The following is a 24,961-nucleotide window of genomic DNA, read 5'->3' as shown; positions in this document are numbered from 1 at the left end:
AGGCCGTACGGGATCAGCCCGTGACGTCCGCCTTCTCGGTCTGCGCGGCGATCAGGGCGGCGTAGCGTCCGCCCCTGGCCACCAGGCCCTCATGGGTGCCCCGCTCCACGATCCCGCCCTGGTCGACCACCAGGATGAGATCGGCGTCCTTCACGGTGCTCAGCCGGTGGGCGATCACGATGCGCGTCTGGGTGAGCCAGCCGAGGTTGGCCTCGATCCGCGCCTCCGTCGTGCTGTCGAGATTGCTGGTCGCCTCGTCGAGCAGCAGGATCCTCGGCCGGGAGAGCAGCGCGCGGGCGAGCGCGAGCCGCTGCCGCTGACCGCCCGACAGGCCGCCTCCCTCCATGAGGACCGTCTCGTACCCCATGGGCATCGCGCAGATCTCCTCGTGCAGGCAGGCCAGCTCGGCGGCCTGCACGATCCGCTCCATCGGCGCGTCCGGGGCGTTGAGCGCGATGTTCTCCCTGATCGACCCGGTGAACAGCGACGGCTCCTGGGTGACCACGCCGAACTGGCGCCGCAGCGAACGGAGGTTGAGCTCCGACAGCGGCACCCCGTCGTAGCTGACCCGCCCCTCCGAGGGGGTGTGCAGGGCGAGCAGCAACCTGGCCAGGGTGCTCTTGCCCGCCCCCGAGGGACCGACGAGGGCGACCTTCTGCCCCGGGCTGATCGAGACCGAGATGCCGCGCAGCGTCCACGGCCCCCGGGGATCGTGCCGGAAGCCCACCCCGTGCAGCTCGATCGACCCGCGCAGCCTGAGCACCTCGATGCCCGCGGCCTGCTCGGGCTCCGAGGCGAGGATGTCGGACAGCCGGTCGAAGTGCGCCCCCGCCTGCTGGAGGCCCTGCAGGCTTGCCATCAGCGAGCCGAGAGGGGTCAGGGCGGCGCCCGCCAGGGCGTTGAGCGCGAGCAGCGCGCCCAGGGTCAGCTCTCCGTCGAGCACCCGCCACGCCCCGATCCACAGCAGCGCGAGCGGGGCCAGCAGGCGCAGGGTGCCGAGCGCGGCCTCCAGGAGCCCCTGGGCCAGGCCGCCCCGCATGTCGGCGTTGAGCTGGGTGGTGAAGTGCCTCGACCACTGCTCGACCGCCCGGTGCTCGGCCCCCGACGCCTTCAGCGTCTCGATGCCGCCGATGGCCTGGATGAGCTGGCTCTGCGTCGCGGAGAAGGCGTTGAGCTCCTCCTGGGTGAGGCGGCTGACCTTACGCGCCGTGACCAGCAGCAACAGCACCTGCGCCGCGGCGAAGCCGAGCAGGCACAGCCCCATGACCGCGTCCCAGCCGAAGACGAGGACCATGTAGCCCAGGGCGAGCGGCCCGTCGAGCAGCGCCGACAGGACCTGCCCGGTGAGCATGTCACGCAGTACCGCCACGCTGCCCGCGCGCGTCATCAGGTCGCCCTTGCCGCGCAACGCGAAATAGCGGTACGGCAGGGCGACCAGATGGGAGACCACCCCGCCGGTCAGTTCGGCGTCCGCGCTCGCCCTGATCGCCACCAGCAGGACCGAGCGGAGATAGCCGACCGCGAGCTGGGTCGCGGCGGCCAGCACCAGCCCGACACCGATCAGCGGAAGCAGGTCACGCGCCCCGGAGGGCAGCACCCGGTCGACCAGCGCCTCGGAGAAGAACGGCAGCGCGAGGCCGAGGAGCTGCAGCAGCAGGGAGGCCAGGACCACCTGGGCGAGCAGGCCCTTCCTGCGGGCCAGCAGCGCCCGGACGAACCGGCGGCGCCAGGCGGCACCCGCGCTCGACCGGCCTTTCTCGAAACCGGGTCCCGGTTCGAAGGCCAGCAGCACGCCGGTGAAGCCCTCGTCGAACTCCTCGGCGGTGAGCCTGCGGCGGCCCAGCCCGGGATCGACGACGTCGACCCGGTCCGGCGCCCAGCGCTCGACGACCACGAAGTGCTTGAACTCCCAGTGCACGATCGCGGGCATCGGTACCCGTGCCAGGTCGGCCGGGGCCAGCGAGAAGGCCCGCGACTTCAGGCCGCACTCCACGGCCCCCTCCCGCAGCGCCTTGGCGCTGAGGCCGTCCCTGCCGATCTGGAGCCGGTCGCTGATCTCCTGCAGGGAGACGCGCCTGCCGTGGTAGGACAGGACCATCGCCAGGCAGGCGGCCCCGCACTCGGTCGCGGTGTTCTGCAGTACGACGGGCACGCGTCTCACGTCCCGCCCCCCATCCGCTCCGACAGCATCAGGGCGAACACGCCCGCCGTGACCAGCAGCAGCACGACGACCGCCCAGAGCGCGACCAGCCTGCCCGTTCCCACCGTCAGCGGGACGTCCTCACGCCTGGCCCTGCTCCGGTAGCGGCGCAGGGACTCCTCCCGGTAGATGCCGTCGCTCACGACCAGTGCCATTCGACCGTGGCCTGGGCGCGGCGCCCGGCCAGCCATTCCGAGAACGCGACCCGTCCCGCGACGGCCAGTGTCCGCTCGTCCGCACGGGCCTCCTGCCGGGCCAGCACCGTCCCGGCCAGCCAGGCCCCGCCGTACGGCACGGGCCCGGCCATCTCCCCCGGCGCCACGTCACGCAGCGGCTCGGGGAGCTCGACGGCCGGGCGTTCCGCGATCGTCGTCTCGACGTCCCCGGCCGCCGCGAGGGCGGCGAGCCCCCCGTCGTGGACGCGCGCGAGGTCCCCCGCGCGGGCCGCGACGGCGTTCTCCTGCCCGGTGACCCAGACCACGCGCACCAGGTCGAACGCCCGGGGATCGGCCGCGAGACGGGCGGCGCCCAGCTCGGCCTCCTTGCGGCGCCGGAAGGCCCTGCGCCTGGCGATGCCGCCGATGTAGGTCTCGAACTGCTCGGGCGTCATGCCCATCTCGGTCAGCCAGGCCAGCGTCGTGGCCCGGTCGTACAGTCCCCGGCCCCTGCGGAACTCGTCGGCCGCGGCCTGCAGGTCCTCCGTGGCGACCGGCTCCGTCTCCTTGCCGACCTCGTTGAGGATCAGGCACTGGTCGACGATCTCGTCGTGCGGCGTCGCGTCACGACGGGACAGCGACTTGATCATGGTCAGCGCCTGGGCGACCGACAGGTGGACGTCGTCGACGCTGACGAGCTGGCCCGCCGCCCAGTGCGTCGAGTGGTCGACCAGCCAGGGCACGCCGTCCTCGGCCTGGACGGTGAGGGCCACCGTACCGCCCTGCGGGTCCTCGACCAGGAGGTCGAAGTCGACCACGGGGGTGCCGGGCCGTTCGTCGACGACGAGCTGGGCCCGAAGGTCCGGGTGTTCCAGCGCCCATCCGGCCACCGTCCGCCTGGCCTCCTCGACGTGGGCGCGACGGCGGGGCAGGCCGCGCAGCAGCCGCACTCCGGATTCGAGCGCGGCCGCGAAGTCGGTGCTCATCGCCCGGCCCCCGTCTCCACCACTGTCCCCGCCGCCTCGGCGGCGGCGAGCCAGTCGGCGATCGCGTCGGCGACGGGCAGCCCGGTGCGCTGCTCGACGAACCCCCAGGCGCCGTTGGGATTGATCTCAAGGAACACGTACTCCCCCTCCGGGGTGAGGATGAGGTCGATCGCGCCGTAGGACAGGCCGAGCGAGGCGACCAGGTCCACGCACCTGCGCTCCGTCTCGCCGGGAAGCCGGTGCGCGGCGTAGCGCACCCGGTCGTCGTCGTAGTGCCGCCAGTCGTCCCTCGCCGTGCGCGAGGCCTGTGAGTCGATCTCGGCGGCGAAGACCCGCTCGCCGACCACGATCACCCGCAGCTCGACCGCCTTGGGGACGTACGGCTGGAGGATGACCGGCTCGTGCCCGAGGCGGTGGCGTGAGGTGAGATGGCGCCGGGTCAGGACGGTGGTGTAGGCGCGGTGGTCGGCCCCGTCGAGGCTGAACTCCCCCGAGTCGATCTGCTTGGCGACGAGACGACCGCCGGCCCGCTCGTAGGCGGGGACCAGCTCGAACGGGTCGTTGGTGTAGACGGTCTCCGGCACCCGGAAGCCGAGGGCCGTCGCGCGCGCCATGTGCACGATCTTGTTGTGCGCCCTGCGCTCGGTCTCCCCGCGCGCGGGCATCCACCGGGCGGGCGTGAGCTCCCACGCGCCGTCGAGCAGGAACCGCGCCTGGCCGACCGCGTGACGGCGGTGGGAGGGATCGGTGACGGTCGCCGCCGGCGTGGGCGGGTTGGGGCGCCGCCGCCACACCGCGCGCACCTCGGCCAGGTCAAGGGGAGCCTCACCCGTCCCGGGGTCGAGCACGACGCGGTGTCCCCGCCCGCCGGATGTCCCGTCGAACGCCCCGTCGAACGCCCCGTCGAACGCCACGGTGAGGCGGCCGCGCGCCGGGAAGTCGCCCGGATCCCACCAGGTGACCGGCGCCCCACGCCGCCTCAGCCCGGCGAGCACCATCTCGACCGCCTCGTCCTCGCGGTCGCTCAGAATCAGGATCACGTCGCCCTCGTCATGGGACTCGTCACAGAAAGATCGGGACTCGTAACGCGAAACCGCCGGCCGGGCGAGAGCCCGGCCGGCGGTTCAGGTCAGCGCGGCGGAACGGGTGTGCCCGCCCCGCCGCCTATCAGACCTCCCACTCGGCGGGCTTGCCCTTGGTGTACCAGGTCACGTGCCAGCGTCCACCGGACACCTCACCCAGCTCGGCCTCCGACAGCTCCGCGCCTTCGAGCGCGAGGTCCTCAAGGCTGATCTTGCCCTTCATCAGCCCCCCCTTTCTTGCCGTGCCGGGTTTGTCGTCCCGGCATGTCGTGCTTACGGAGAGAACGCTATGGACCTCCGCTTGTGATCACCTGGCGGATGACTTGTGAACGACTGGAGCCGCCGGTCGGCGCGGGAGAACCGGCCGTGGAAACCCTCACGCGGGCCTTTTCGTGTCCCGGGGAAGGGCCCCGGGACACGAAAAGGCCCGCCCCGCGATCTGGTTCGCGGGGCGGGCCTGCCGTCTGTGGAGGAGCGGCCTCAGTGCTCGGTGAGGCCGCGCCGGCCCTCACGTGGACCCGGCGCGCCGGGCTCCTCACGGATGACCTCGCCGTGGATGACGGGGCCGGAGCCCGGTGCCCGGGCCTCTCCGAAGGGGAAGCCCGGAACGTCGCCGAACGGCGAGCCCGCGCCGGGGACCGTCCTGGCGAGCGCGTCGACCCTGCGGGCCAGGAACCGGGCGCCGAACCTGCGCACCAGCGGCCTGGTGAAGGGCAGGAGGAACAGCAGGGCCGCCACGTCGGTGACGAGGCCGGGGAAGAGCAAGAGCCCGCCACCCGCGACGATCATGGCGCCGTCGGCCAGCTCACGCTCGGGCATCCGGCCGCTCTGCAGCGCGCCCTGCAGGTTCCGCCAGGCCCTGCGGCCCTCCCTGCGGACGATCCAGGCGCCCAGCAGGCTGCCCGCGAGCAGGAGAAGGACCGTGGGCCAGCCGCCGATGACCTGGCCGACCTGGATGAGCACCCAGACCTCCAGGACCGGGACCGCCAGGAAGAACAGGAGCAGCACAGAGCGCATCATTTCCTCGACTCACGCGACAAGCCGTACGACAGGGACAACGTCCGGAGGCCGCGGCGCGTTCCGCGCCCGCCCCACCGCCCTGTTCGCTCAGCGTGTACGGCGCAGCCGCCGGGGAAGCCCGGTCAGGCCCCACACGGTGATCCGCCACAGCGCCTCGACGAAGACGCTGCGGCTCATCTTGCTGGCCCCGGCGGTGCGTTCGACGAAGGTGATGGGCACCTCGGCGACACGCAGGCCGTTGCGGATGGTCCGCAGGGTCATGTCGACCTGGAAGCAGTAGCCCTGCGACTGGACGTTGTCCAGCCCGATCTTCTCCAGGGTCGAGGCGCGGTAGGCGCGGAAGCCCGCCGTGGCGTCGCGGACCGGCATGCCGAGCATCACCCGGGTGTAGAGGTTCGCGCCCCGGGACAGCAGTTCCCTGGGGATGGGCCAGTTGACGACCCTGCCGCCGGGCACCCACCGGGAGCCGATCGTCAGGTCGGCCCCGCGGGTCAGCCGCTTGAGCAGCTTGGGCAGTTCCTCCGGCTGGTGGGAGCCGTCGGCGTCTATCTCGACGAGGACGTCGTAGCCCTCCTTGAGCCCCCAGCGGAAGCTCGCGATGTAGGCCGCGCCGAGTCCCTGCTTGCCGGGGCGGTGCAGTACGTGGACGTGGTCGTCCTCGGCCGCCAGGCCGTCGGCGACCTCTCCGGTGCCGTCGGGGCTGTTGTCGTCGGCGACCAGCAGGTGCGCCTCGGGCACCGCGGCGCGCAGCCTGCCGACGATCATCGGCAGATTCTCCCGCTCGTTGTACGTCGGGACGATGATGAGCACCCGGCCGAGCATCTGCTCCATCATGCTTCTCCCACCTGCTCCGCCGGGCCCTCGGTCGGGGCCGGGATGCGCTTTCTCTGCAGCCGGGAGGCGGCGAGCGCGCCCGCACCGACAAGAATCAGGAGCCACTGCGGCAGTGAGCCGACACGGGTGGCGACGGTCTGGGCGGTCCGTACCGGGACGGTGAGGACGCCCGAGGCGGGAACCAGTTCACCGGTACGCCAGGCGATTTTTCCTTGGGGGGTCACGTAGGCGGATATACCCGTGATCGCGGAGGTGATCACCGCCCGGTTGTGTTCGACCGCGCGCAGCTGGGACATGGCCAGTTGCTGGGCCGGCAGGTTCGTCAGCGCGTAGGTGGCGTTGTTGGTCTGCACCACCAGGGGGCTGGCGCCGGTCCGCGTGGTGTCGCCGACGACCTCGTCGAAGGCCACCTCGTAGCAGTTGATCGCGCCGACGGTCACCGGACCGAGCCTCAGGTCTCCGTCGCGGGTGCCGGGCACCGACTGCTTGCCGACCAGGGAGGCCCGCTCGAACAGGGCCAGCACGACGTCCTTGAACGGGGTGTACTCCCCGAAGGGGACCAGCTTCTGCTTGTCGTAGTAGGCGCCGGGCCCGGTGACCGGGTCCCACACCAGGCTGCGGGTGGCGCGGTTGTTCTCGCCGACCCCGACCACGGCGCCGACCAGGACCGGGACCCCGATGTCCTTGACCGCCGCGTCGATCTGCGCTCTGGCGAAGTCGCTGCGGTAGGGGTCGATGTCGGTCGAGTTCTCCGGCAGCACGACGAGGTCGGGCTTCTTGACCGTGCCCTGCCGTACGGCCTGTGCCATCTCGTGGAGCATGCGGACGTGGTTGCCCAGGACCACCGCGGGTTCGTCGCCCAGGGGGTGCATGCCCCTTCCCGGGACGTTGCCCTGGATGACCCCGACGGTGACGGTCCTGCCCTCGTCGCCGGGCCTGGGCACGGCGAAGGCGGCGGCCGGTACGGCCAGCGCCCCCACCAGCGGCAGCACGACCGGCACGGCGCCTCGCGTGGCCCTCCTGGAGATCCTGAGGGCCGCGAGCGCGAGCAGTCCGCCGCACAGCACGACCGCGAAGCTCACCAGCGGCGCGCCGCCGAGGGCCGCGTAGGGGGTGAAGGGCGTCTCACCCTGGCTGAAGGCGACCCGCGCCCAGGGGAAGCCGCCGACCGGGAACGTCCCCCTGGCCCACTCCATCGCCACCCACAGCGCGGCGCCCCACAAGGGCCACAGCGGCAGCCGGGAGGTCAGGGTGGCACCCACCGCCCAGACGCCGTAGAAGAGGCTCTCAAGCGCGACCAGGCCCAGCCAGACGTCGTCCCCGATGGGGCTGACCCAGTGCAGGGCGGGCAGCAGGAAGGCCAGGCCGCCGAGAAGGCCGAGCCACAGCGCGCGACGGGCGCGGACGCCGCGCACCGCGAGGGTGAGCAGCGCGACACCGGGCAGCGCGAGGAACCACAGGCCGATCGGAGGGAAGGCGAGGTAGAGCAGCGCCCCGCCCGCCACGGCGCCCACGGCCCGCATGGCCAGACGTCCGCGCGTGGCGGGCGTGCCCGGTCCCGTGCCCGGCGGAGCACCCGGCGGGGCCGCCCCCGGCGCGGGGCCGGCCGTCTTCTCCTGCACCACGGGCGGGGCTCCTCGATGACGTCTGGACGGGTTGACATCCGATCCTGACCCGTCTTTCTAGCCCGAACGGTACCGCCCCACCGCCGCTCTCCCAAAGCGTCTGCGGCCCCTGTTCCAAAGCACGAGTTCAGAGGCCTGCCGGGCGTGGGTTCGACGGCCCGCGAACGGCAACGGGGCGGCTCCCGGCTGGGAACCGCCCCGACGCTTGCGCGCTCGCACGGGAGCGGGAAGAGGGCCCGGACGACCCTTCGGACCGGTTCCGTCCCGTCGGCGGCGAGCGCGGATTGCCGTTGTCTACTGGGTGTCCAGGCCCCTCCTGGGTCCAACCCCCCGCCCGGATGGAGTGCCCCGCCTCGACGAAGCGCCCGCCCTGCGCCTGGCTGTACGGACGGGGTGACCCCCCGTCACGGGCGCAGGAACCGGCGATGCCGAAAGACGGCCAACCGGCCAGTCCCGTGCTGGACTGGGCAGCAAACTACCGACCCCAGCGCAGATGTCAACCGTGTCACCAACAGCGGAAACACCAAGTTTCCGCAGCTGGGGCATGATCGACGAGAGCCGTCAATGCTCTCATGTGATCCGATGTCGCTCAAGTCGAGCGAGCGCTTCGGGCAGCGGCCCGGTGTGCACGACGCCAAGACGCTGGGTCGCCCTGGTCATCGCGACGTAAAGGTCACTCGGGCCGCGCGGCGACTCGCTCAGGATCAGCTCCGGTTCGACCACGATGACCACATCGAACTCCAGACCCTTGGCCTCGGCGACGGTCATCACGGAGACCGGGGCGTCCAGCGCGGCGCTGCCGCGTCCCCGGACGGCGCCCTCGACGGACCCGGCGAGCGCCGCGCCGGTCTCCTCCGCCGACGACTCCGGCACGATCACGACCGTCCGCCCGCCCTCGACGGCCTCCCTCCTGACCAGCTCGGACAGGCGGTCCGCCGGGGAGGCGGCCCACGGGCTCGTCCCGGTCTCCCTGACCGAGGTCGGCGCGCTCAGGCCGGGACCGACCAGGCTGAGCACGTCGGCCGCCACGGCCATCAGCTCGCTCGGGGTGCGGTAGTTGACGGTGAGCTCCTCCTGCCGCCAGCGCCCGGCCACGTACGGGTCCAGCATCCTGCCCCAGGAGCGCACGCCCGCCGAGGAGCCGGTCTGCGCGAGGTCGCCGACGATCGTCATCGAACGGCTCGGGCAGCGCCGCATCACCATCCGCCAGTCCATCGGCGAGAGCTCCTGCGCCTCGTCCACGATGACGTGCCCGAAGGCCCAGGTGCGGTCGCCCGCGGCGCGCTCGGCGGTTGTGAGGTATATCTCGTCGTCCATGTGCCTGGCGGCGAACCGCTCCGCGTCCATGATCTCGGAGAGGCCGGTCAGTTCGAGCACCTCCCTGGCGTAGTCGAGCCGGTGGCGCTGTTCCTCCTCGGCCGCGACACGCGCGGCGGCCTGTTCCTCCTCCGCCATCCACGCCCCGGCCCGCAGCACCGCAGGGTCGATGTCGCCGAGCAGTTCGGCGGCCTCGTCGAGCAGCGGCACGTCGGAGGGGGCCCACCAGCTCTCCCCCTTGCGGGGCGGTTCGCGCAGCAGCAGCCCGCGCTCGGCCTCGCCCAGTTCGGCGGCGGCGTAGTCGAGCCGCTCCCTGGAGGTGAACAGCCCGATGAGGAGCTGCTGCGGGGTGGTGTAGGGCCACAGCCTGTTCAGCGCGGCCTTGACGGGCTGTTCGGTGCGCAGTTCCTCCCGCAGGTCGGCCAGCTCGTCGTCGTCGATCGCGCCCTTGCCGATCAGCCGGGCGGCCTGCCTGGCGAGGGCGTTGAGCAGGTGGCGGACGAACACGGCGCGGGCCTCGTTGTGCGCCCTCCTCGACCGGGCCGCCCGGTTGCGCGCGGCGTCGAGCAGGCGGGCGTCGAGGGTGAGGGTGTAGCGGTCGAGGCGGATCTCGACCGGTTTGCGCGGCACCCGCTGCCGCTCCCGTACGGCCCTGGCCACGACCTGGGCCATCCGCTCGTCGCCCTTGATCGCGGCGACCTCGGGGCGTTCCCTGACCGTGGCGGTGATCCCGGGGTAGAGCTCGGCGACGGTGGAAAGCAGCACGTCGGTCTCGCCGAGGGAGGGCAGCACCTGCTCGATGTAGCGCAGGAAGGTCAGGTTGGGCCCGAGGATGAGCACTCCCCTGCGGGCGAGTCTTTCCCGATGGGTGTAGAGCAGGTAGGCGGCCCGGTGCAGGGCGACCACGGTCTTGCCGGTGCCCGGCCCGCCCTGCACGACCAGCACGCCGTCGAGGCCGGAGCGGATGATCCGGTCCTGCTCGGTCTGGATCGTGGCCACGATGTCGCGCATCCGCCCGGTCCGCCTGGCGTCGATGGAGGCCAGCAGCGCGGCCTCACCGTTGAGGGTGCTGACGTCCTCCTCTGCGAGGTTGTCCAGGTCGAGCAGGTCGTCGTCGATCCCGATCACCGTGCGGGCCTTGGTCTGCAGGTGCCTTCGGCGGACCACGCCCATCGAGGACGCCGGGGTCGCGGCGTAGAACGGCCTGGCGACCGGGGCCCGCCAGTCGATCAGCAGCCGCCGCTGGTCGTCGTCGGCCAGGCCGATGCGGCCGACGTAGAGGGTGGTCTGGTCGGCGCCGTCGAGCCGCCCGAAGCACAGGCCGTTCTCCACCGCCCACAGCCGGCCCAGCCGCTGGGCGTACATCCCGGCGAAACTGTCGCGCTCGGAGCGGTTCTGGTGCGTACCGCCGCCCCCGCCCTGGGCCAGCACGTCGTCAAGCTGACGCTGGGTGCGTTCGCGCAGCAGGTCGAGCCGCTCGTAGAGCCCGGAGACGTACTCCTGCTCCCGATCGAGCTCGATTTGACGGGTTGCCTTCGCTCCATTATGGTTGATACTAATGGGATACTCCGGGCCATTGTGCTAGTTGTTGTGACAAACCACCACTTTAGCAGGTCCGTTGAGACACCCGGCCATTCTCCGGCCATCACAGGTTCATTGCGGCGTCCTCACGACGCTTGACGCGGCTGAGCAGGGTTCCTTAAGTTTATTTAAGGTTAGGAAACTTTCCTAACTCCGCCCTGCGGGTGACCGTACGAACATGCCCGGACACGGAGGACCTGTGACCCAGCCCACCCCGGGCACTCCCAGCCTGCTGCGGGCGATCAACGATCGGGCGGCCCTGCAGGCGCTTCTGGAGCGCGGGCCGCTGACCCGCCCGGAGATCGGCGCCCTCACAGGCCTGTCCAAGCCCACAGCATCCCAGTTGCTCGCCCGGTTGCAAGAGGCGGGGCTGGTCGTGCTCAACGGCATCCGTGAGGGACTGCCCGGCCGCACCGCGGAGGTCTACCGCCTCAACCCCGAGGCCGCGCACGTCGCCGCGCTCGACGTCACCCACACCCACATCGACGCCAGGGTCGCCGACATCACCGGGACCGTGATCGGCATGCACCGCCTGGTGACCCCCGACCCCTCCGACGACCTGGTCGGACGGGTCCGGGCCGCGCTCGACGGCGCGGGCGCCCCCGTGGACCTGAGGCGCGTCGTCATCGGCGTGCAGGGCGCGCTCGACCCGGGCACCGGCAGGATCGGCTACGCCACCAGCAGGGACCTGCCCGGCTGGCACATCCCCCGCCTCGTCGAGACCCTCGGCGAAGGACTCGGCGTCCCGGTATCGGTCGAGAACAACGTCAACCTCGTCGCCCAGGCGGAGCAGGCGCACGGCGCCGCGCGCGGGCACCGGGACTTCGTGCTGCTGTGGGCCGACGAGGGCCTCGGCTCCGCGCTGGTGCTCGGCGGCAGACTGCACCGGGGCGCGACCGGCGGCGCGGGCGAGGTCGGCTACATGCCCGCGCCCGGGGCGCCCACCGCCCGCGAGAGCGGCCGCTACGCCAACCACGGCTACCAGGCCCTCACCGGCGGCCCCGCCGTGCTCAGGATCCTCAGATCGTACGGCGTGCCGGGCGCGACCTTCAGACTGGCCGTGAGCAACGCCGTACTGGCCGCCGAGGGCGGCGGGGCACGGGCGGGCGACGCCCGCGCCGGGCTGCGCGAGGTCGCCTCCCGGCTGGCGGTCGGCCTGGCCTCGATCACCTCCGTCGTCGACCCCGAGCTGATCGTGCTGACCGGCGGGACCTTCATGGCCGGCGGCGAGACCCTGCGGGGACTCGTCGAACGCGAGCTGCACACGCTGACCATCCCCCGTCCCCCGCTGCTGCTGTCGGCCGTCGAGGGCAACCCCGTCCTCACGGGCGCGCTCGACCTCGCCCTCGCCGCCACCCGCGAGGAGGTCTTCAGCTCGACCGTGCCGACCTGAGCCGCCTTCACCCCCTCCCCCACCAGCAAGGAGCAGCCGTCGTGCGCCGACGTCCCCCCGCCCGCGTCCCGGCACCGCCGGGGTGAGTCCCCTTCCGGCCGCCGCGGCCCAACCGCACGGTGACGGCCCGTCCTCGGGCACGGCACCGGTGATCACCGTTTTCCCCTACGCCCGGAGAGTTCCCGTCCAGGGCGTGACGTTGACAGGAGTAGACAGATGAAGCTCGCCGTAGTCGGGGGCGGCTCGACGTACACACCGGAGCTGATCGACGGATTCGCCCGGCTGCGGGACGAGCTGCCGATAACCGAGATCGCGCTGGTCGATCCCGACCCCACCCGGCTCGGGCTGGTCTCGGGGATGGCCCGCCGCATGCTGGAGCACGCCGGCCACCCGGCCAGGGTCGTGGCGACCGCCTCGGTCGAGGAGGGCGTCTCCGGAGCCGACGCCGTACTGCTCCAGCTGCGGATCGGCGGCCAGGCCGCGCGCAACGTGGACGAGACGCTGCCCCTCGAATGCGGATGCGTCGGCCAGGAGACCACCGGCGCGGGCGGCCTGGCCAAGGCCCTGCGCACCGTCCCCGTGGTGCTGGACATCGCCGAGAAGATCCGCACGCACGCGCCCGACGCCTGGATCGTCGACTTCACCAACCCGGTCGGCATCGTCACCAGGGCGCTGCTCGAGGCCGGGCACCGGGCCATCGGCCTGTGCAACGTGGCCATCGGCCTGCAGCGCCGCTTCGCGGCGGGGCTCGGGGTCGCCCCCGAACGGATCTCCCTCGGCCACTTCGGCCTGAACCACCTGACCTGGGTGCGCTCGGTCAGCCTCGACGGCGTCGACGTGCTGCCGCGGACGCTGCGGGAGCCCCTCGGCGAGGAGGTCGCCGAGGCGATCGGCCTTCCGCTGTCCCTGATGCGCCACCTCGGCGTGGTTCCCTCCTACTACCTGCGTTACTACTACGAGCACGACGCCGTGGTGGCCGAGCAGCGCAGCAAGCCCTCACGGGCCGCGGAGGTCGCGGCGATGGAGGCCAGCCTCCTGGAGATGTACGCCGACCCGTCGGTGAACACCAAGCCCGAACTGCTGGAGAAGCGGGGCGGCGCGTTCTACTCGGAGGCGGCGGTCGCGCTGATCGCCTCGCTGCTCGGCGACCGGGGCGACGCCCAGGTGGTCAACCTGCGCAACGACGGCACCCTGCCCTTCCTGCCCGACGAGGCGGTCATCGAGGTCCCGGCCACGATCACCGCGGCCGGGGCGCGCGCGCTGCCCGTGGCCCCGGTCGAGCCGCTCTACGCGGGGCTCATCGCGCACGTCACGGCCTACGAGACCCTGGCCCTCGACGCCGCGCTGCACGGCGGCCTCCGGCGGGTCTCCGACGCGCTGCTCGCCCACCCGCTGATCGGCCAGGCCTCACTGTCCGACGACCTCGCCCGGCGCCTCATCGAGGCCAACCGCGCCCACCTGCCCTGGGCGACGGAGTGAGGACCGTACTGGCGGTCGACGGCGGCAACAGCAAGACCGACGTCGCGCTGGTCGCCGAGGACGGCTCCGTCCTCGGCACCGGCCGTGGCGGCCCCTTCCAGCCGCAGATCTCGGGGGTCGGCACCGCCGTCGACGCGATCGCCGAGGCCGTGAGGGCGATGCTCGGCCCGGACGCCGCTCCCCCGTTCGCCGGCCATGTGGCCGCCTACGTGGCGGGCGCCGACCTGCCCGCGGAGGAGGAGATCCTGCGTGCGGAGATCCTCGCCAGGGGATACGGCGAGGACGTGGTCGTCGGCAACGACACCTTCGCGCTGCTGCGCGCCGGAGCCTCGGGGCCCGCCGGGGTCGCCGTGGTCTGCGGGGCGGGCGTCAACGCCGCGGCGGTCTCCCCGACCGGCGAGGTGGCGAGGTATCCGGCCCTGGGCAAGCTCACCGGCGACTGGGGCGGCGGCTTCGGCCTGGGCGAGGAGGCACTGTGGTCCGCCATCCGCGCCGAGGACGGCAGGGGCCCGGAGACCGCGCTGCGGGAGGCCGTGCGCGAGCACTTCGGCACCCGCACGGTCGAGGAGGCCTGCCTCGACATCCACTTCGGCCGCACCCCGATCGACAGGCTGCACGAACTGGTGCCGGTGCTGATGACCGTGGCGTCCTCGGGGGACGAGATCGCCCGGTCCCTGGTGACGCGGATGGCCGAGGAGGTCACCGTGCTCGCGGTGGTCGCGCTGCGCCGTCTCGGCCTGCTGGAGACCCCGATGGAGGTCGTCCTCGGCGGTGGCGTGCTGACCGCCCGCGACCCGCTGCTGAACGGCCTGATCGAGGAGCGCTTCGCCGAGCGGGCCCCCCAGGCCAAGCTGATCGTGGCGGACGCTCCGCCGATCATGGGCGCCGCCCTGCTCGGCCTGGACGCCTTCGGCGCGACCGAGGAGGCCAAGGCCGCGCTGCGCGCCCACTTCCACGCGGCGGTGTAAGGAAGCCCCGTACGGCCCGCGACGGCCGTACGGGGCACTCAGGCCTGTTCCACGGCCTTCTCGTCGGGTTTGTCGTCGGTCTTACCCGCCTGCCCGCCGATCAGCTCGGGCGCCCGGTGTTCGTACGGCGTGCTGAGCACGACCGTCGTCCTGGTCGAGACGTTGGCCGAGGTGCGGATCTGGTTGAGCAGTTCCTCCAGCGCCAGCGGCGAGGCGACCCTGACCTTGAGGATGTAGCTCTCGTCCCCGGCCACGCTGTGACAGGCCTCGATGGCGCCCAGGTGGGCCAGCCGTTCCGGGGCGTCGTCGGCGGCGGCCGGGTCGATGGGCTTGATGGAGACGAACGCGGTGAGCGGCAGCCCGATCGCGTCGTAGTCCACGAGCGCCGCGTATCCCCTGACGACCCCGCGTTTCTCCAGCCTGCGCACCCGCTGGTGCACCGCGGAGACCGAAAGCCCGGTCTCCCTCGCGAGGTCGGTGAAACTCATCCGGCCGTCTCTGGCCAGTAACGTCACGATCCGACGGTCGATCTCCTCCATCCGGACAACGGTAACGGGCCGTGGGACGGCGCGCGCAGCCGCATGGTCACGGCATGGTCCCAACCGCCCCACGTGTGCCGGCCGGTCGGCGGCGGCCGTACATTCTCGGCATGAGCAACCTGGAACGCGAGCCCCGGGAGACGGAGTGCGGCGGCCCGACCGGCCGCGCCGGCGCCGCGGCGGGCCCGGCCGGTGAGCTTCTCACCGGCCGTGAGGTGGTGCTGGGCGGCCCACGGGGCATGAGGGTGACCCGGACCCTGCCCGGCCGCGACGTGCGCATGGTCGGGGCGTGGTGCTTCCTCGACCACTACGGCCCCGAACGGACGGCCATGCGGGTGCCCGCGCACCCGCACACCGGCCTGCAGACGGTCAGCTGGCTCGTCGAGGGCGAGGTGCTGCACCGCGACTGCCTGGGCAGTGAGCAGGTGATCCGGCCCGGCAGTCTCAACCTCATGACGGCGGGCCGCGGCATCTCGCACTCCGAGGAGTCCCCCGCCGGGCGTGACCTGCACGGCGTGCAGCTGTGGGTCGCGCTCCCCGCCGCGCACCGGGGGACGGAACCCTCCTTCGAGCACCATCCGGTGCTGCCGGAGCTCACCGGGCCCGGCTTCACGGCGAAGGTCCTGATGGGCGAGCTGGGCGGCGTCGTCTCCCCGGCCCGCGTCCACAGCCCGCTGACCGGCGCCGAGATCACCCTGGAGGAGGGCGCACGGGTCACGGTCCCGCTCAGACCGGACTTCGAGCACGCCGTGCTGATCCTGTCCGGCGCGGTGCGCGCCTGCGGAACGGACCTGGCGCCGGGGCCGCTGCTCTACCTGGGCACGGGCCGCTCGGAGCTCACCCTGAGCGCCGGGGCGCCCGCGCGCCTCATGCTGCTCGGCGGCGAGCCGTTCGAGGAGCGGATCGTGATGTGGTGGAACTTCGTCGGCCGCGACCACGACGAGATCGTCCGGTTCAGGCAGGAGTGGATGACGGGCGAGGCGTTCGGCGTCGTCCCCGGCGCGCCGGGGACCCGGCTGCCCGCGCCTGACCTGCCCGGGACCCCGTTGAGACCACGGGGCCGGCACCGCTGACGCCGGCACGGGCGGCGCCTCTGACAAGCTGGACGTGGAGTTTCCGAAGTCCTGGGAGGCAGTCGTGGCCGATGAGTTCGACGTGGTCGTTGTGGGCGCCGGGCCCGCCGGGGAGAACGTCGCGGGACGTGTGGCCCGGGGCGGGCTGAGCGTCGCGGTGGTCGAGGAGGAGCTGGCCGGCGGTGAGTGCTCCTACTGGGCGTGCATCCCCAGCAAGGCCCTGCTGCGCCCGGTCGAGCTGGCCGCCGAGGTCGGGCGGGTCCCGGGTCTCGGGACGACGCCGATCGACACGGCCGCCGTGCTCGCCCGGCGTGACGAGGCGGTCTCGCACCTGGACGACGGCGGCCAGGTCGGCTGGGTCGAGGGCCTGCCCGCCGAGTTCGTGCGGGGCCGGGGACGGCTGGCCGGCCCCAAAGTGGTCGAGGTGACCGGGCCCGACGGTTCCGTCCGGACGTTGCGCGCCCGGCACGCGGTCGCGCTGGCCACCGGGAGCCGCCCGGCCTTCCCGCCGGTCGCCGGGCTGGCCGGGGCCTCTCCGTGGACGAGCCGCGAGGCCACCTCGGTGCGGGAGGTCCCCGGGCGGCTGGCCGTGCTCGGCGGAGGCGTGGTCGCCTGTGAGATGGCGCAGGCCCTGCACGGGCTCGGCGCGCGGGAGGTGACGCTCCTGGTGCGCGGCGGTTCGCTGCTCGGCAGGGTCGAGCCGTTCGCCGGGGAGCTGGTCGCGGAGTCGATGGCGGCCAGGGGGATCGAGGTGCGCACCCGGGCCGAGGTGACCCGGGTCGAACGGCCGGCGCCCGGCGGCCCGGTGACCGTCCACCTGGCCTCCGGGCCGCCCGTGGAGGCCGACGAGTTGCTGGTCGCCACCGGACGCTCGCCCGCGACGGGGGACGTGGGCCTGGCCTCCGTCGGGCTGCCCGAGCGCGGCCCGGTCGAGGTCGACGACAGCATGCGCGCCGTCGGCGTCGGGGACGGCTGGCTGTACGCCGTCGGCGACGTCAACGGCCGCGCCCTGCTCACCCACATGGGCAAGTACCAGGCGCGGGTGTGCGGCGACGTGATCGTGGCCAGGGCCAGGGGGGAGCGCGACGACCTGCCCGCGCTGCGCGCCGTCGCCGACGGGTACGGCGCGCCGCAGGTGGTCTTCACCGACCCCCAGGTCTGCGCGGTCGGCCGTACCGAGGCCGCGGCCAGGGCCGAGGGCTTCGACGTGCGCGCGGTCGAGTACGACCTCGGCTCGGTCTCCGGTGCCTACCTGCTGGGGGACGGCTATCGGGGCAGGGCAAAGGCGGTCGTCGACGAGCGGCGGCGGGTCCTGCTCGGGGTGACCTTCGCCGGTCCCGGGGTGGCCGAGCTGCTGCACGCGGCGACGGTCGCCGTCACCGCCGAGGTGCCGCTCGAACGGCTCTGGCACGCCGTACCGGCCTTCCCCACGGTCAGCGAGGTGTGGTTGCGGCTGCTTGAGGAGTACGGCCTCTGAGGGACACGCCCGGGCGAGGGGGCGGGGGACGGTCATGGAAGATCTTCCCGGTCCCCTCCCCGGTGCTCCTTCCGCGCGCCCACCGGGGATCGCGGCTTTTGTCCCATAACCTCTCCACCTGCCGAGGTTCATGTTTTGGCCAGCGAAAAAAATGGTTTTTTGACTGGTTTGTCATATTTTAGAAACAGGCGGGAACCAATGGAAAGGATACGGTTTCGGCAGGTACATGGAGCGGACCAGGGCGTGCAAGGGGGGCGAAATGGCAGCCATGGAGAAGGGCATGCACAGCAACCAGCACGAAACTCCCTGGCAGGTCGACTTCCAGGCGCTGGACAGACGTGAACGCCTGATCATCAAACGAATGCTCGCCGGACTCGCGCTGGGCATGGTGCTGGCCGTGGCCGGCGAGTCACTCGCCGAGGTGCTTCCCCCGTCGGTCACCATGGCCTACGACCCGTACGTCTACGGGCTACTGGTGCTCGTCATGACCCGCGGTTCGACCAACGCCTGGTGGGCCGCGCTCAACGGGCTGCTGGCCACCGCCGGCCTGACCGCGGGCCACGTGGTCGCCCACGCCCTCAACCACGACGAGACCCTGCTCGCCCAGGCCAACGAGAGCTGGCAGATCGCCCTGAGCGTCACGATGGTCGGCTTCGGCGTCGCGGGCTATCTCAGCCGCAGGAACGGTCTGAGCGGCGACGTGGCGGTCGGGGCGTTCACCGCCCTGGTGTGCACCGAGGGGCGGGAGATGCAGCAGGCCGCCCTGGTTCCGCACGGCGGCCCGGCACCGGCCGGTCCGTGGCCGCTGGTGGCCCTGGTGCTCCTCGGAGTGTGCCTTCCCCTCCTGCTCCGCCCGACCGCCCCGTCACGGCTGCGCACCCTGATGATCACCGTCGGCTGCGCAGCCGTCCTGGTCGGACTGTCCATGCTGTGACGAGGCCCCCGGCGCCGCTCAGGCCTTCTTGGCCAGGGCCCTGCCGATGACCAGCCGCTGGATCTGGTTGGTGCCCTCGACGATCTGCAGCACCTTCGCCTCCCGCATGTAACGCTCCACCGGGAAGTCCTCGACGTAGCCGTAGCCGCCGAAGACCTGGACGGCGTCGGTGGTGACCTTCATGCACACGTCGGTGGCGAACAGCTTGGCCATCGCCGCCTGGGTGCCGTACGGGCGGCCCGCGTCGCGCAGCCTGGCGGCGTCCAGGTAGAGCGCCCGCGCCGCGGCGACCTGGGTGGCCATGTCGGCGAGCATGAACCCGATCCCCTGGAAGTCGATGACGCGCGAGCCGAACTGCCTGCGCTCCCCCGCGTACGCGATCGCCGCGTCGAGCGCCGCCTGGGCCAGGCCGACCGCGCAGGCCGCGATGCCGAGCCTGCCCCCGTCCAGGGCGGCGAGGGCCACCCGGAAACCCTCCCCCTCCTGGCCGACCAGGGCGTCCCCGGCGAGCCGTACGCCGTCGAAGCGGACCTGGGCCGTCGGCGAGGAGCGCAGGCCCATCTTGCGCTCGGGCGCTCCGAACGACACCCCCTCGGTGCCCGCGGGGACGTGGAAGCAGGAGATGCCACGGCTGCCGTCGTCGGAGGTCCTGGCCATCAGGGTGTAGAAGTCGGCCTGCCCGCCGTGGGTGATCCAGGCCTTGACCCCGTCGACGAGATAGCCGTCGGCGTCACGCACCGCGCGGGTACTCAGGGCCGCGGCGTCGGAGCCGGACTGGGGCTCCGACAGGCAGTAGGCGCCGAGCAGCTCGCCCCCGAGCAGCTCCGGCAGCAGTTCGGCGCGCTGGGCGGCGGAGCCGTACGCGGCGACCGGGAAGCTGGCCAGGGTGTGCACGGACAACCCCAGCCCGACCGCCAGCCAGCCCGCGGCCAGCTCCTCGATGACCTGGAGGTACACCTCGTACGGCTGCGCGCCGCCGCCGTGCTCCTCGGGATAGGGGAGGCCGAGCAGGCCGGACCTGCCCAGGACGGTGAAGACCTCGCGGGGGAAGCGCTTGGCGGACTCGTCGGCCGACGCCCTGGGCGCGACCTCCTTGGCGATCAGGTCGCGGACGAGATCCAGCAGGTCGTGGGCCTCGGCGGTTGGCAGCGTACGCTCAACGGTCATATCCGCTTACTCCAGGTCAGGGGCTAAGCAAAAAGGGCGGCCGGGATCGCCGGCCACCCGATTGTTACACCTGTCACACTATGACGAGCTCCCGAGGGCGGTGGTTGAGCCGCTCGCCGCCCTCCTCGGTGCAGATGAGGATGTCCTCGATGCGGGCGCCGTGCTCACCCGGCAGGTAGATGCCCGGCTCGACGGAGAAGGCGTGCCCCGGTTCGAGCGGCTCGGTGTTGCCGGCGACGATGTAGGGCTCCTCGTGGGTCTCCAGGCCGATGCCGTGCCCGGTGCGGTGGATGAAGTAGTCTCCGTAGCCCTCCTCGGCGATCACCTCGCGCGCCGCCGCGTCGACCGACTCGCACGAGGCCCCGGGCCTGACGGCCGCGCAGGCGGCCTCCTGGGCCCGCTGGAGCACCTCGTAGTATCGCGTGAACTCCTTGGGCGGCTCCCCGACGCAGTAGACCCTGGTCGAGTCGGAGCAGTAGCCGCTGGGCATCTGGCCGCCGATGTCGACGACCACGGGCTCGCCCTCCTGGATGATCCGGTCGGAGAGGTCGTGGTGCGGGCTGGCCCCGTTGTGGCCGGAGGCGACGATGACGAAGTCGACGGTCGAGTGCCCCGCCGCGATGATCGCATCCGCGATGTCCCGTCCGACCTCCCGCTCGGTACGGCCCGCCCGCAGGAAGTCCGGCACCTGCGCGTGCACGGCGTCGATCGCGGCCCCCGCCTCGCGGAGCGCGGCCGCCTCGGCCTCGCTCTTGCGCATGCGCAGGCCGCGCAGCACCGATCCGGCGAGCACCTGCTCCGTGCCGGGCAACGCGTCGCGGAAACGCAGCGACTGCATGGCCCACATCCGGTCGGCCAGCCCGACCCTGCCGACCTTCCCCGCGCCGCCCAGCCGCGCGGCGACGAGCGCGTAGGGGTCGTCGGTCTCGTCCCAGGGCACGAACTCGACACCCAGCCGCGCCGCCGGGGACTGCTCCGCGGCGGGCAGCTCCAGACGGGGCACCACCAGGAAGGCGGGGCCCTCGGCGGGCAACGCCAGGCAGGTGAGCCGTTCGAGCGGCAACGCCTCGTAGCCGGTCACGTAGCGCAGGTCGGGGCCCGGGGTGAGCAGCAGCGCGCCGAGGCCGGCGGCGGCCGTGGCCTCCTGCGCTGCGGCGAGACGGGTCACGGGATACAGGTCAGAGGACTCCTTTGTCACACCGACCAATGTAATCGTGAACAGATCGGCACCACACCTGTGGCCACACCCTTGATCGTCGCGACCGGGGAAAGTCCGGGGAAAGGACGTCGTTCGGGTGACAGTGCCACTACAATCCGTTGAAGGACGATCACATTTTGTGGATAGGATGTCCCTAGGTCCCCACATTCGAGAGCGAGCTAAATGGTCGGCGTAGTGGGCGGCCACCAGCCACCCCTCCACCCACGAAACGACCACGTGACCGGTTCCGCCCCGCTGACCGCGGCAGAGATGGTGCAGCCGTTGCGCGGAGAGCTGGACGAGCACATGGCCGTCGAAAGACAACTTCTCAGCACGCGGCTGGCCCATGCCGAACGGCTGGGCGATCTGGGCTGGGCCGAGTGGCACCTGCACAGCGGCGAGTCCACCTGGTCCGACCACGCCTACGCCATCTTCGGCCGCGATCCCGTCGAGGGCCCCATCGGCCTGCGTGACCTGGTCGGCCACGTCGAGCCGCAGGACCGGGCCCTCGTCGACGGGCTGCTCAGGTCGGTGGTCGATCTGGCCAAGCCCGGGCAGGCCGAGTTCCGCATCCGCCGCCGCGGGGAGGTCCGCAACCTCCGCGCGGCCCTGGACCCCGTCGTGAGCGGAGGACACGCCTCCGTGCACGGAGTGATCCAGGACGTCACCGGCCGCCGCAGAGCCGAGCAGATCGCCTCCGAGTCGCGCAGGCAACTGCTGGAGGTCCGTGAGCGGGCCGCCCAGCAGCAGGGCGTGAGCACGGCCCTGCGCGAGGCGATCATGCCGCGCCTCGGAGCGTCCGTCGACCTCCCCGGTGCCCGGATGGAGGTCCGCTACGTCCCCGCCGGGCAGAAGGACGGCCTCGGCGGCGACTGGTACGACGCCACGACCATGCCCGACGGACGGGTGCTGCTGACCATCGGCGACGTGTCCGGCCACGGCCTGCCCGCGGTCACCCAGATGAGCAGGCTCAGGCACGCGCTGGGCGGCCTCGCGATGACGGGCGAGCCTCCCGACCGGCTGCTGACCTGGCTCAACCACCTGGTGATGCACCGCTTCGAGGAGACCACCGCGACCGCGGTCGTCGGCCACCTCGACCCGCTGAGCCGCGTGTTCACCTGGAGCCAGGCGGGGCACCCGGCGCCGATCCTGGTCCGCGACGGGACCGCCGTCCAGCTTGAGCCGCCCTCGGGGGTGCTGCTCGGCGCGACCCTGTCCGAACGGTACGAACGCTCGGCCGTACGGCTGCGCGACGGTGACGCGCTGCTGCTGTTCACCGACGGGCTCGTCGAGCGGCGCGACCGCGACATCGACGAGGGGTTCGCCCTGACCCTCAGGGCCGCCTCCGCCCTGCGGCGGCAGGACGGGGAGGCCGCCCTGGACCGGCTGATCCAGGCGGTCGGCGGCCCCAACCCCGAGGACGACACCTGTGTTCTGATGATCGTCCTGCCCGGGTGAACGACTTGGTTAAATGGTCGCCATGCCCGGGCTGATGCTTCTCGACACCCCTTCGCTGTACTACCGCGCCTTCTACGGGATCCCGGAGTCGGTGACCGCCCCCGACGGGACGCCCGTCAACGCCGTGCGCGGCCTCATCGACATGATCGCCATGCTGGTCAGGCAGCACTCCCCCGGCGAGCTCGTCGCGTGCATGGACGCCGACTGGCGTCCCGCCTTCCGGGTCGCGGCGATCCCGTCCTACAAGACGCACCGCCTCGCCCCCGGAGGCGGCGAGGAGACCCCCGACACACTCGTCCCGCAGGTCCCGGTGATCGAGCAGGTCCTCGACGCCGCGGGCATCGCCCGCCTCGGCGTGCCGGGCTACGAGGCCGACGACGTGATGGGCACGCTCGCGCTGCGTCCCCGGGGCGAGACCGGCGGCGGAGTCGACATCGTCACCGGTGACCGGGACCTGTTCCAGCTCGTCGACGACGGCGTGCCGATCCGGGTCCTCTACACCGCCAGGGGCGTCAAGAACCTCCAGCTCGTCGACGAGGCCGCGGTCACCGCCAAATACGGCGTGCCGGGCCGTTCCTACGCCGACTTCGCCGTCCTGCGCGGCGACCCCAGTGACGGCCTGCCCGGGGTGCCCGGGGTCGGCGAGAAGACCGCCGCCGCCCTGATCACCCGGTTCGGCTCGCTCGACGCGCTGCTCAAGGCCCTCGACGGGGACGGCGACCTCGCCGGGGCGCAGCGGAACAGGCTGGAGGCCGCCCGTGACTACCTGCGGGTGGCACCCGAGGTGGTCCGGGTCACCCACGACGTGCCCGTGCCCGACGTCGGCCTGACCCTGCCCGCGCAGCCGCGCGACCCGCGGGCGCTCACCGACCTGGCCGGGCGTCATGGGCTCGGCGGTCCTCTCGGCCGCCTCGCCGATGCGTTGTCCTGGACCTGGCGGCCCTGAGCCCCGCCCTGGCCGAGCTCGGGCGCCGCGGAGAGCGGTAGGTTGGCCCCCGTGCCCCACAAAAGCATCCGGGTGCCCGAAGACCCCCATCCGCGGCTGAGCGACGGATTCGAGCGGATCAGGCGTGAGTTGAGGCTGCCCGGGGAGTTCCCTCCGGCCGTGCGCGCCGAGGCGGAGCAGATCACCAGGACACCCACGCTGCCCACGCTCGACCGCACCGACCTTCCCCTGGTCACGGTCGATCCGCCGGGGGCCATGGATCTGGACCAGGCCATGCACCTGGAGGAGCGTCGCGGCGGCTACCGCGTCTGGTACGCCGTCGCCGACGTCGCCGCCTTCGTACGGCCCGGCGGGGCGATCGACGCCGAGGCCCGTACCCGGGGCGAGACCGTCTACATGCCGGACGCCCGGGTGCCGTTGCATCCCGCCGTACTCTCCGAGGGCGCCGCCAGCCTGCTGCCCGGCGCGACCAGGCCCGCCGCGCTGTGGTGCGTCGACCTGGACGCCGAGGGCAGGGTCGTCGGCGCCGATGTGACCAGGGCGCTGGTGCGCAGCCGGGAACGCCTCGACTACGACTACGTGCAGACCGCGGTCGACACCGGGACCGCGGACGGCACGCTGCGGCTGCTGGCCGAGATCGGCAGGCTCAGGCTGGCACTCGAACGGGACAGGGGCGGCGTCACGCTGCCGACCCCGGAGCAGGAGGTCGTCCCGGACGGGGACGGCTACCGGGTCGAGCTGCGCGCCCCGATGGAGGCCGAGGCCTGGAACGCGCAGATCTCGTTGCTGACCGGCATGGCCGCGGCCTCGATGATGCTTGACGCCGAGATCGGCCTGCTGAGGGTGTTGCCGCCCGCCCCCGCCGAGAAGATCGCCCAGGTTCGCCGGGTCGCCGCCGCGCTGGGCGTGCCGTGGCCGGACGGGGCTGGCTACGGGGAGGTCGTCCACGGCCTCGACCCGAAGATCCCCGGGCAGGCCGCCTTTCTTGAGGAGTCGACGGTCCTGCTGCGCGGGGCCGGATACGTGGCCTTCAACGGCGCGCCGCCGGCCCAGGCGGGCCATGCGGCGGTCGCCGCGCCGTACGCGCACGTGACCGCTCCGCTGCGCAGGCTCATCGACCGCTACGCCACCGAGGTCTGCCTGTCGGTCGCGGCGGGCGAGCCGGTGCCCGAGGAGGTCCAGCGGGTCATGGGCGAGCTGCCCGGCGTCATGCGGGTGACGGGACGGCGCGCGGGCGCGGCCGAGAGGGCGTGCGTCGACCTGGTCGAGGCGTTCGTGCTGCGTGAGCGGGTCGGCCAGACGTTCGACGCGGTGGTGATCGACGTGGACGAGGGCCGGTCCGGGGGGCTGGTTCAGGTCACCGACCCCGCCGTGGTGGCCCGCTGCGACGGGGAACGGCTCCCGCTCGGCGAGGCCGTCCGGGTACGGCTGACGCGCGCCGACCCGGCGACCCGGGAGGTCCGTTTCAGCCTGACCTGACGGCGGGCTTCCCGCGTTCTCCGCCGGGCCGCCCGCCTCCGGTCTCCTGC

General features: G+C 72.6%; 21 protein-coding genes. 9 read left to right on the top strand and 12 right to left on the bottom strand.

Annotated elements, in window-relative coordinates; all coding sequences use genetic code 11:
* Positions 1-13: 13 nt before the first annotated feature.
* From ABZ463_RS19250 to ABZ463_RS19210, 9 genes are all read right to left on the bottom strand, one after another.
* Positions 14-2,161: a peptidase domain-containing ABC transporter gene (locus ABZ463_RS19250; protein ID WP_352013050.1), complete on the bottom strand. Its 2,148-nt coding sequence runs from the start codon at positions 2,159-2,161 to the stop codon at positions 14-16.
* Positions 2,158-2,355, bottom strand: coding sequence for a hypothetical protein (locus ABZ463_RS19245; protein WP_352013051.1), 198 nt, complete (start codon positions 2,353-2,355; stop codon positions 2,158-2,160). Before ABZ463_RS19245 ends, ABZ463_RS19250 begins: the two co-directional genes overlap by 4 nt.
* Positions 2,340-3,341 carry a TIGR04500 family putative peptide maturation system protein gene (locus tag ABZ463_RS19240; protein ID WP_362777493.1) on the bottom strand — a complete coding sequence of 334 codons (1,002 nt, stop codon included), beginning with the start codon at positions 3,339-3,341 and terminating at the stop codon, positions 2,340-2,342. Before ABZ463_RS19240 ends, ABZ463_RS19245 begins: the two co-directional genes overlap by 16 nt.
* The gene (locus tag ABZ463_RS19235; RefSeq protein WP_352013053.1) at positions 3,338-4,381 is read right to left on the bottom strand and encodes an ATP-dependent carboxylate-amine ligase; all 1,044 of its coding nucleotides are present in this window, start codon (positions 4,379-4,381) and stop codon (positions 3,338-3,340) included. Before ABZ463_RS19235 ends, ABZ463_RS19240 begins: the two co-directional genes overlap by 4 nt.
* Positions 4,382-4,508: 127 nt before the next feature.
* Positions 4,509-4,646, bottom strand: coding sequence for a putative ATP-grasp target RiPP (locus ABZ463_RS19230; RefSeq protein WP_352013054.1), 138 nt, complete (start codon positions 4,644-4,646; stop codon positions 4,509-4,511).
* A gap of 257 nt (positions 4,647-4,903) precedes the next feature.
* Positions 4,904-5,443, bottom strand: a complete 540-nt coding sequence (locus ABZ463_RS19225) for an FxsA family protein (protein WP_352013055.1) — start codon at positions 5,441-5,443, stop codon at positions 4,904-4,906.
* A gap of 87 nt (positions 5,444-5,530) precedes the next feature.
* Entirely contained in the window at positions 5,531-6,274 is a 744-nt protein-coding gene (locus tag ABZ463_RS19220) for a polyprenol monophosphomannose synthase (protein ID WP_352013231.1), read from the bottom strand.
* The gene (gene lnt / locus ABZ463_RS19215; RefSeq protein ID WP_362777489.1) at positions 6,274-7,902 is read right to left on the bottom strand and encodes an apolipoprotein N-acyltransferase; all 1,629 of its coding nucleotides are present in this window, start codon (positions 7,900-7,902) and stop codon (positions 6,274-6,276) included. Before lnt ends, ABZ463_RS19220 begins: the two co-directional genes overlap by 1 nt.
* Positions 7,903-8,472: 570 nt before the next feature.
* Positions 8,473-10,650, bottom strand: coding sequence for an ATP-binding domain-containing protein (locus ABZ463_RS19210; protein ID WP_362777486.1), 2,178 nt, complete (start codon positions 10,648-10,650; stop codon positions 8,473-8,475).
* A 349-nt stretch (positions 10,651-10,999) separates the two neighbouring features.
* Between ABZ463_RS19210 and ABZ463_RS19205 the strand changes: the two genes are divergently transcribed.
* From ABZ463_RS19205 to ABZ463_RS19195, 3 genes are all read left to right on the top strand, one after another.
* The gene (locus ABZ463_RS19205; protein WP_352013058.1) at positions 11,000-12,193 is read left to right on the top strand and encodes an ROK family transcriptional regulator; all 1,194 of its coding nucleotides are present in this window, start codon (positions 11,000-11,002) and stop codon (positions 12,191-12,193) included.
* Between the two features lie 216 nt (positions 12,194-12,409).
* Positions 12,410-13,672 (top strand): 6-phospho-beta-glucosidase, encoded by a 1,263-nt coding sequence (locus ABZ463_RS19200; RefSeq protein WP_352013059.1) that lies wholly within the window; start codon positions 12,410-12,412, stop codon positions 13,670-13,672.
* Positions 13,669-14,640: a BadF/BadG/BcrA/BcrD ATPase family protein gene (locus ABZ463_RS19195; protein ID WP_352013060.1), complete on the top strand. Its 972-nt coding sequence runs from the start codon at positions 13,669-13,671 to the stop codon at positions 14,638-14,640. The genes ABZ463_RS19200 and ABZ463_RS19195 overlap by 4 nt, the downstream gene beginning before the upstream one ends.
* 38 nt (positions 14,641-14,678) lie before the next feature.
* Here ABZ463_RS19195 and ABZ463_RS19190 read toward each other — a convergent pair whose 3' ends face one another.
* Complete coding sequence (locus tag ABZ463_RS19190; RefSeq protein WP_352013061.1) at positions 14,679-15,179, bottom strand: Lrp/AsnC family transcriptional regulator; 501 nt, start codon at positions 15,177-15,179, stop codon at positions 14,679-14,681.
* Between the two features lie 110 nt (positions 15,180-15,289).
* Here ABZ463_RS19190 and ABZ463_RS19185 point away from each other — a divergent pair, with 110 nt between their 5' ends.
* The 3 genes from ABZ463_RS19185 (at position 15,290) to ABZ463_RS19175 (ending at position 18,663) form a co-directional block, all read left to right on the top strand.
* Positions 15,290-16,252, top strand: a complete 963-nt coding sequence (locus ABZ463_RS19185) for a pirin family protein (RefSeq protein ID WP_352013062.1) — start codon at positions 15,290-15,292, stop codon at positions 16,250-16,252.
* Between the two features lie 64 nt (positions 16,253-16,316).
* Positions 16,317-17,729 (top strand): NAD(P)/FAD-dependent oxidoreductase, encoded by a 1,413-nt coding sequence (locus ABZ463_RS19180; RefSeq protein ID WP_362777481.1) that lies wholly within the window; start codon positions 16,317-16,319, stop codon positions 17,727-17,729.
* Positions 17,730-17,988: 259 nt separating this feature from the next.
* Positions 17,989-18,663, top strand: coding sequence for a hypothetical protein (locus tag ABZ463_RS19175; protein ID WP_352013064.1), 675 nt, complete (start codon positions 17,989-17,991; stop codon positions 18,661-18,663).
* A gap of 18 nt (positions 18,664-18,681) precedes the next feature.
* On the opposite strand, the gene ABZ463_RS19170 is transcribed toward ABZ463_RS19175, so the two are convergent.
* Together ABZ463_RS19170 and ABZ463_RS19165 are read right to left on the bottom strand one after the other, a co-directional pair.
* Positions 18,682-19,830: an acyl-CoA dehydrogenase family protein gene (locus tag ABZ463_RS19170; protein WP_352013065.1), complete on the bottom strand. Its 1,149-nt coding sequence runs from the start codon at positions 19,828-19,830 to the stop codon at positions 18,682-18,684.
* Positions 19,831-19,903: 73 nt separating this feature from the next.
* Entirely contained in the window at positions 19,904-21,028 is a 1,125-nt protein-coding gene (locus tag ABZ463_RS19165; protein WP_352013066.1) for an aminopeptidase P family protein, read from the bottom strand.
* 237 nt (positions 21,029-21,265) lie between these two features.
* Between ABZ463_RS19165 and ABZ463_RS19160 the strand changes: the two genes are divergently transcribed.
* The 3 genes from ABZ463_RS19160 to ABZ463_RS19150 are packed head-to-tail and all read left to right on the top strand — an operon-like array spanning position 21,266 to position 24,911.
* Entirely contained in the window at positions 21,266-22,486 is a 1,221-nt protein-coding gene (locus ABZ463_RS19160; RefSeq protein WP_352013067.1) for a SpoIIE family protein phosphatase, read from the top strand.
* A gap of 22 nt (positions 22,487-22,508) precedes the next feature.
* Entirely contained in the window at positions 22,509-23,432 is a 924-nt protein-coding gene (locus ABZ463_RS19155; protein WP_362777475.1) for a 5'-3' exonuclease, read from the top strand.
* A gap of 51 nt (positions 23,433-23,483) precedes the next feature.
* Positions 23,484-24,911 carry an RNB domain-containing ribonuclease gene (locus tag ABZ463_RS19150; protein WP_362777472.1) on the top strand — a complete coding sequence of 476 codons (1,428 nt, stop codon included), beginning with the start codon at positions 23,484-23,486 and terminating at the stop codon, positions 24,909-24,911.
* Positions 24,912-24,961 lie beyond the last annotated feature (50 nt).

The organism is Streptosporangium sp. NPDC020145 (assembly GCF_040631275.1).
GTDB lineage: Bacteria > Actinomycetota > Actinomycetes > Streptosporangiales > Streptosporangiaceae > Streptosporangium.
Note: the sequence above shows the minus strand (reverse complement) of the source record. Positions and strands in the feature narration are given on the sequence as shown.

Coding starts and splice junctions, on each gene's coding strand:
- ABZ463_RS19225 (WP_352013055.1), bottom strand. CDS start 5,443: ATGATGCGCTCTGTGCTGCTCCTGTTCTTCCTGGCGGTCCCGGTCCTG.
- ABZ463_RS19175 (WP_352013064.1), top strand. CDS start 17,989: ATGGCAGCCATGGAGAAGGGCATGCACAGCAACCAGCACGAAACTCCC.
- ABZ463_RS19155 (WP_362777475.1), top strand. CDS start 22,509: ATGCCCGGGCTGATGCTTCTCGACACCCCTTCGCTGTACTACCGCGCC.
- ABZ463_RS19245 (WP_352013051.1), bottom strand. CDS start 2,355: ATGGCACTGGTCGTGAGCGACGGCATCTACCGGGAGGAGTCCCTGCGC.
- ABZ463_RS19190 (WP_352013061.1), bottom strand. CDS start 15,179: ATGGAGGAGATCGACCGTCGGATCGTGACGTTACTGGCCAGAGACGGC.
- ABZ463_RS19200 (WP_352013059.1), top strand. CDS start 12,410: ATGAAGCTCGCCGTAGTCGGGGGCGGCTCGACGTACACACCGGAGCTG.
- ABZ463_RS19185 (WP_352013062.1), top strand. CDS start 15,290: ATGAGCAACCTGGAACGCGAGCCCCGGGAGACGGAGTGCGGCGGCCCG.
- ABZ463_RS19170 (WP_352013065.1), bottom strand. CDS start 19,830: ATGACCGTTGAGCGTACGCTGCCAACCGCCGAGGCCCACGACCTGCTG.
- ABZ463_RS19230 (WP_352013054.1), bottom strand. CDS start 4,646: ATGAAGGGCAAGATCAGCCTTGAGGACCTCGCGCTCGAAGGCGCGGAG.
- ABZ463_RS19240 (WP_362777493.1), bottom strand. CDS start 3,341: ATGAGCACCGACTTCGCGGCCGCGCTCGAATCCGGAGTGCGGCTGCTG.
- ABZ463_RS19220 (WP_352013231.1), bottom strand. CDS start 6,274: ATGGAGCAGATGCTCGGCCGGGTGCTCATCATCGTCCCGACGTACAAC.